The following is a 6,814-nucleotide window of genomic DNA, read 5'->3' on the forward strand; positions in this document are numbered from 1 at the left end:
GTAAACGCCATGAAAGCACATCCATGTGCAAGCATGGCTTTCATTTCATCCATGAAATGAATTACTCATCAATTGCTTATTTTCAGGGCGTGATGACGGGGGAGGGTGTTAAACGTGAGATTGGTGTTTGGTCTTGGATGGATGCAAGACCTGACCTAGCACTTTTACTATATCTTCCTATTTTTAATTGTTGATTTTACGCGTAATGCATTGATTTAGTTTTAAAATGTTGATGTAAATAAGTGAATGCTTTTTTTGGATAGGGAATTGAGGTAGGATAGAATATAAGTAAAATTTACTGATAAGTACCTCTCCGGTTTACTATGTATTATAAAATTTAGGTTAGGAACCGTAATGCCCTAATGGAGTAATAAATGGCAGAAACTATTAATATCGCCGAAGCTGCGGCTCAAATATCAGAAGAAATATTTTCAGTATTCAAGTGGGAAAGACAAGAATTTTTCGATCAAAATCTTGGTTGTCAAATACAAGAACATGATAAAAGAACTCACCCATGTGATTGCGTGTTTTATTACATAGACCCTTATTTAGGTAAGTATGTGTATTTAAATACCGATTTAAAAAGTTATGCAGCCGGAACAATCAATAAAAACAGCGTTTTAATTGCCTTGAAAAGTTTAGCGCTTGCAACGCATTGCGCGAATATTTCTGATGAGTGGAAAGCTAAATATGTTGAGCCTAGTGATCATTTTGACCACGTTATAAGAGGTTTTTTATTCGTTTATAACCATGACAATAGCTACACAAATGATTTTCATGAACAACTAGACGGCATTAACTCAGCAAGCTTAAAAATTGCTAAAGATCAGCAAGTGCATGTTTTCGGTCCTGAACAGATAAAAGACTGTTATGCGATAGCATGTGACTTTCAGATACTAAAAGGAAAAAATCAAATTATTGATTATGGCTTTTGGTACCCAGATATGATCCAACATAAGGTTAAACATGGTGATACTTGGGAACAGCCAGCAACAATTGAACTATTATCTAGTCCTTTAATTATTATTAAATATAAAAACCTAAAAGATGAAGAGTCGTATGTTATTTATTACAAGCGTAATGGCGATACTATTGACGAATTTGTTTATTTAATTGACTTGCTATCGCACTATCAAATTCTTTCAGAAGCTTTACCTGTAAACCTTAGGTTTATTTCAAGTAATATCTCAAAAAACGTAAAAACTAATTTTAAACATGGTGTAAATCGTTATATGCAAGATTGGTCTTTAGATGAAGCCAGAGAAAAGCAGCTAAATTTAATCAAGGCTGAAATAGTCACGAGGCAAAGTGCCCATTACAATATTGGTGATTTAGGTTGGAGGGATAAGCTATGACAAGGAAAAGATTTGGCCCAAGCCTATACTTTTATCATGACAAGGCTATTTATGATGGCCTCTGCCAACATGGTATGACTAAACCAGAGTTACACCGCTATTTAAAAAGAAAAGGCGTTTTTGCTTCGCAAGAAACTGAAAAAGAAGATATTGCTTTTTATTTATCAGCTAGCCTGTTCGACTATCATGATAGACAAAAGCTAACTGAAAGCCTTTCAACAAAACCTAAAAGAGAAAACATTACCTCGAGTGCGATAAAAAGCACTGAAGATTCTAAACTTGACGATGAAGCGGTAAGGCAATCACTCCAAAAAATGAGTGCAAACATTAATGCCTCACCAGATTGCCAAGCAAAGGTACACTCAACAAAAGGTGGTATTTTTATACTTGATGTTACCTATAAAGATCATGATTTAACAAAACCTGAAGTTAGGCAAATAGAGACAAAAAAAGCTCAAATCGAAGTAGTTAAAGAGGCTGATGGTTATACAGTAAGAAGCCAAGCAAATGAATATGGTGAAAATTTATTAGCTGTTTTAAAACAATCTTTAGTTGAAGAGACAAAAGAAGATTTAGAAATTAAAGAGCTGAGTCTTATTGGTTTGAATAGTTTGCAAATTTCAAAATTTTTTAATCTTTTGATAAATAATGTCGATGGTTATCAGCTTAATGATGTTTCAAGTGTTAGGCTACACCACCCCGATGAAGAAGATGGAGAAGCGGAGGCAAGCCATATTCGAAAGGCTATGCTTAATGGTAAACAAGTCCTTGTTTCGAAAGAACTCAAAAGTTTGCATGATAGGGGCTTTCATATATCAAGTGTCCAGTGGATTTCTGATGATAAGTTACCTAATGGTGATCGGGTTGCATTTGAAGCTTCCTTGAAAAGACCTGAAACTAAAGACGGTTTTGCTTTTCAGATTAGAGGACTATATAGATATAGTGAGCGAACTGGTGATATAACCCAAAAGCTACAACCTGCTAGTAATACTGAAAAAAGGGATATTCATAAAAAGCTTGAGCTATCTGCAGAATTGGCGTTGGAGACAGTTTGCAAAAATGAGGGCTAGATCATGGAAAGGTTTTACTGGTATGTAATCGAATCTATGTGCGATTTTAAAAGTCTTTCCGACTCTATTAAAAACGCGGGATTTGATGATAGTAAAGAGCAAGGTTTTACAGTTAATTCAATAAGTAAAAACTGCATTTCTGGAAAATATGTTAAATCTAAGATTGTTACGCAAAAGTTTGTTAACCCTTTTGGTGATGATTCTTTTGAGCAAAGAAAAATTTATGAAATTATAAATTTCGAAATCTCGAAAGAAAATGCAATTTTATTACAAATGAGAAATCCCGATAGATGCGTTAGTTCATTTCTAACAGAATTAAATAAAGTAACTAATTACAGTCTGTTTATTGATAGACCTAAATTCATTTTGCCTGATTTATTGATTGATCTCCGTAATAAAGGCCTTGTTATTATCCAAGTAAAAGAAATGGAATTATCTGAAATTGCTTTGAGTCGAGAAGCTGTTGGTACTCTAACCGTAAAAGGCAAATTATCGATTGACGATTACGAGAAAAAGTTACTAATTGCTGATCTTAAACATAAGTTAAAAAAATTTAAGGCAATTGTCGACTTTAACGGGATAAGAGAAACGATTGAAGTTCATAGCTCTAATAAAATTATAATGAGTGGTAAGCTTGCAAAACTTATTAACCCAATATTCAAACATAATCTTCAAATACTTGATTAATGCAAATCTAATTGGTGACCCTATAGATCTCAAATGACCACAATGATGTTGCTCTTGAGGTTGTTTAATTGAGTGAACCCTCATGTTTGAAAGGGCCGGTTAATTACTAACCGGCCTTCATTGAAAACCAAAGGGGTCAAAACCAAAGAAAACCAAAGGGGTCAAATCTTGACTTCATACATCAATGGGCTAAATTTATAATTTACTACTTATTGAATTGATTGCTATGTCTAGGCCGCTGCGAATAGAGTATGAGAATGCGTTTTATCATGTGATGAATCGTGGAAGAGGGCGTGAAAATACCTTTTTGAGCGATGACGATTTTATGTATTTTTTATATTGCATTGAGCAAGCAAGCCTTCGCTTTAATATTGAAGTGCATTCATATTGTTTAATGACCAATCACTACCACCTACTCATCAAAACCCCCGATGCTAATCTAGGTCGAGCCATGAAGCATATTAATGGCCTTTATACTCAATACTTTAATCGAACACATAACACAGACGGTGCGCTGTTTAGAGGGCGATATAAAGCGGTTTTGGTGGATGCTGATAACTACTTGTTGTATGTTAGTCGGTATATTCATCGTAATCCAATTGAAACGAGCACCCCGCTGGTAGATGACCTTGCTAAGTATCAATGGTCTAGCTATTCCGCTTTTATTAAAAGGGTAGCGGTGCCTAAATGGCTCGTTCGAGATTTTATATTTTCGCTCCAAGGCAAAAAGCGTAAATATGCAGCTTATAAGCAGTTTGTGGAATTTGAAAACAGTGAAGAAATAAGCGCTTTTTATAATGCTAAAAAGTTATTGTCGATTCTGGGCTGTGAGGACTTTATTGAAAACATAAAAGACCATATCGCATCACCAAATAGTGAAAGTAAGCTTGTTGTTAAAAAGTACTCAGCAGATGATGTAATCTCCTACTTAACTCAATACTTTGGTGTTGAGGTAGATGATATAGTAATTGTTAAAAAGGGGCGAAAAGAGAAAAATTTACCCCGTTGGTTTGCTATTAAATTATGCCAAGATTTAACTGGTTTAAATTTGCAGGCATTAGCAGATATTTTTAATGTTAAGCATTATTCGGCGATATCAAAAACGGTCGGTAGATTAAATGCATTAATGATTGAAGATAAGAAGGTTAAATTACAATACGAAAAACTTCGAGATTGTTTGATGTGTGAAGTCAAGATTTGACCCTTTCCCTACAGTTAAACTATTTAAAGCCACCGCTACAATACCAATTACTTGCAGCTAGTGCTTGATACATTGCTGTTTTCCAACTGTTTGTATGTTGTAGCGAGGCTACGGTATGCTTTTTTAGTAAAGCTTGCTCTACACCTGCTTGCTGGCTTATTTGAAAATCTATATCCAATTCAACTCTTAAATTAGATATTTCATCGCCTGCTTGAATACTAAAACGGTTAGCGAGCTTAAAGTCGTCAAAATGACTATTTACTCTAGCTTGATCGGAAGCATTCCAATGACCTGGTGCTCGCACAAAATACCTGATAGTTGCAGGAGTTGTCTGAATGACATCTGCAAACAACCATTGTTCATTTATAAAGTGACCTAGGTCAAAGTATGGGTGTAAACATTGTTCATTCTTCGATGTTGCTATTCCTGCATTTTTACCTTTATTGCAAGGGGTACAACTAGGAACTAGGTTATTAGGATGAATAGATAACAATGGAAATTTTGCTTTGGGTAAGTAGTGATCTAAAGTATCAACTTGTCCAAATCCGCAAAAGGGACAAATTCGCAAAGGTGCTTGCATCATAATTTGATCATAATACTGTCTCGCAGGCTTTCTAGCAGGGACCATATGGAATGTATAAAGTCCCTTAAGCTCTGCTTTAGTTACTTGACCTGTTACTACTGCGTCATCATTACCGGTAAAGGTTTGTATTTGAAATAAGTCAGCAGTAGCCGCTTTCGTATCAAAGTCTTGAACTGAATTATTTAGTTGAGGGTTGATAGCATTGATGTTTTGCGTGAGTGTTTGACAGCTAATACTACCAACACAGGTATTTAATACATCATTAAAAGTAAGTTGGGGAGGCGGAATAGCTCGCATATTAATCGGCCTCTCTATTCGCAATTAACGCTCTGAGAATTGCCTGACCTTCAAACCCTATTTGTCCTTTGTATAGGTCTACGATTTTATCAAAACTTTTACCTGCTTCAACTGACTCCATTAACAATGCATGAAAACCTGATTTAGTAACTTCTAAACCAAATACCTCGCGAGTTAAAACACCGACATTTTCACCAAAAGTTTCATTTTCAGGGCGAAAAGAAACACCTTCATTTCGCATTCTCTCTAACTTCCAGACGCAGCTTTTAGGTACTTCTTGTAGTATTACCGGGGAGTGGGTAGCAATAATAGCAACAGCATTCCGATCTACTAGTAAGTCAGATAGAGCTCTTGTAAATGCTGAAAGTAATGGAGGATGCAGGTGGCTCTCTGGTTCATCAATTAATACCAGTGTTTTTTCTTCTATTGTTTCAATAAGCTTTGTTAAGGTAAGCAAAACAATAGTATGCCCTGAACTCATTCGGCTTACTAAATTTAATGCTGACTTCTTAACTTCACTGACATTTTCCAAACCACCTAAACGAGTGAGATCCATTTCTGCAAAGTTAATATCAGATTCTAGCGTTTTAATCGCTTGTAGCCATCGTTTCTTCTTGGTCTGTAAAGCGAAACAAACTAATAAACTATCAACAAAGTCATTTCTTATAGCTTCATCACCTTTCAATTCCTTTGAGTTTGTATCATCATTTTTCTTTAAACCAATGTAAAAATAACAAGTTCCTAAGCTTCGATCAGGTCTATTTTGGGGAGGAATAAATGGGTCAAATGCGCTGAAAGAAACAGAAGAGATACTACTGAAATAATTTTTAGGAAGTCTTATTTCTTGCCAGGGGTTTTGTTTACAGAGCATCACGCCAACTTCTTCTTTAGTGGCTGAATCATCAATAACTGTTTTCACAATATTGTTTAGTAAAGTTGTCTTACCGACACCGTTACGACCAATCAACACGTGTATATTGCTTGAAGGCAAGGAGCCAGGAGTTACTTTAAAACTTATGTCTATTTGGGCACTTTTCTCTGTTTGCACTTTTTTATATGAGAAATCGAACTCAGATAATGGTGCTTCACCTTTAATTATTTTAGAGAACTGTCCGTGAATGACTGAAGTACTTACTGAGCGTAATAGCGATGTTTTAAAAACAGGTTCATCAAATGCTATATCAAAGATTTTGCGTGAATATGCTATATCATTTAGCTTTTCGAATATTTGATTACCCAGTGCTTCACTTAGTAGGCTTCTAATATTTTTATAGTACTCTTCGTCTTGACCTAGACTAAATGTATTATCATTAAAATGACCGAAAGGGTTATAACCTAGCTGTTCAGAGACCCAGCCCTTTTCTAAGCCCACGATACCAATTTTTACATTACCAAGGTTATGCTGCTTTCCATTTTCATCAAACACAATAAGCGTAAATGTTGTTTTGAAATAGTAGTCATCCCAATTATCTTCACATAAATAGGCTATCAATCTGCCAGGGCAAGAGCATGAAAAAAGTCTATGATTTCAATACCTTTTCAAGGTAATCTGTACTGCGCATAGCTTTTTTCTGTTTTGCGGGCATGCCTTTATTAAAGCTTGTTTCTGCTTTTAGCTGAT

Annotated in this window: 7 protein-coding genes; 5 read left to right on the top strand and 2 right to left on the bottom strand. The window is 35.3% G+C overall.

Annotated elements, in window-relative coordinates:
- From H5183_RS21645 to H5183_RS21210, 5 genes are all read left to right on the top strand, one after another.
- On the top strand, positions 1-194 hold a 194-nt coding region (locus tag H5183_RS21645), incomplete at its 5' end, for a hypothetical protein (RefSeq protein ID WP_220496363.1).
- A gap of 180 nt (positions 195-374) precedes the next feature.
- Positions 375-1,355: a hypothetical protein gene (locus H5183_RS21195; protein WP_182732657.1), complete on the top strand. Its 981-nt coding sequence runs from the start codon at positions 375-377 to the stop codon at positions 1,353-1,355.
- The gene (locus H5183_RS21200; protein ID WP_121637938.1) at positions 1,352-2,425 is read left to right on the top strand and encodes a hypothetical protein; all 1,074 of its coding nucleotides are present in this window, start codon (positions 1,352-1,354) and stop codon (positions 2,423-2,425) included. The genes H5183_RS21195 and H5183_RS21200 overlap by 4 nt, the downstream gene beginning before the upstream one ends.
- A gap of 3 nt (positions 2,426-2,428) precedes the next feature.
- Complete coding sequence (locus H5183_RS21205) at positions 2,429-3,112, top strand: hypothetical protein (protein ID WP_121637937.1); 684 nt, start codon at positions 2,429-2,431, stop codon at positions 3,110-3,112.
- Between the two features lie 226 nt (positions 3,113-3,338).
- Entirely contained in the window at positions 3,339-4,313 is a 975-nt protein-coding gene (locus H5183_RS21210; RefSeq protein WP_182732658.1) for a transposase, read from the top strand.
- Between the two features lie 19 nt (positions 4,314-4,332).
- On the opposite strand, the gene H5183_RS21215 is transcribed toward H5183_RS21210, so the two are convergent.
- Both H5183_RS21215 and H5183_RS21975 read right to left on the bottom strand, forming a co-directional pair.
- On the bottom strand, positions 4,333-5,193 hold the full coding sequence (locus tag H5183_RS21215; RefSeq protein WP_182732659.1) for an HNH endonuclease: 861 nt from the start codon (positions 5,191-5,193) through the stop codon (positions 4,333-4,335).
- Position 5,194: 1 nt separating this feature from the next.
- Positions 5,195-6,619, bottom strand: coding sequence for an AAA family ATPase (locus H5183_RS21975; RefSeq protein ID WP_220496362.1), 1,425 nt, complete (start codon positions 6,617-6,619; stop codon positions 5,195-5,197).
- Between the last annotated feature and the right edge of the window lie 195 nt (positions 6,620-6,814).

It is taken from the genome of Pseudoalteromonas sp. SR44-8 (assembly GCF_014163635.1).
GTDB lineage: Bacteria > Pseudomonadota > Gammaproteobacteria > Enterobacterales > Alteromonadaceae > Pseudoalteromonas > Pseudoalteromonas rhizosphaerae.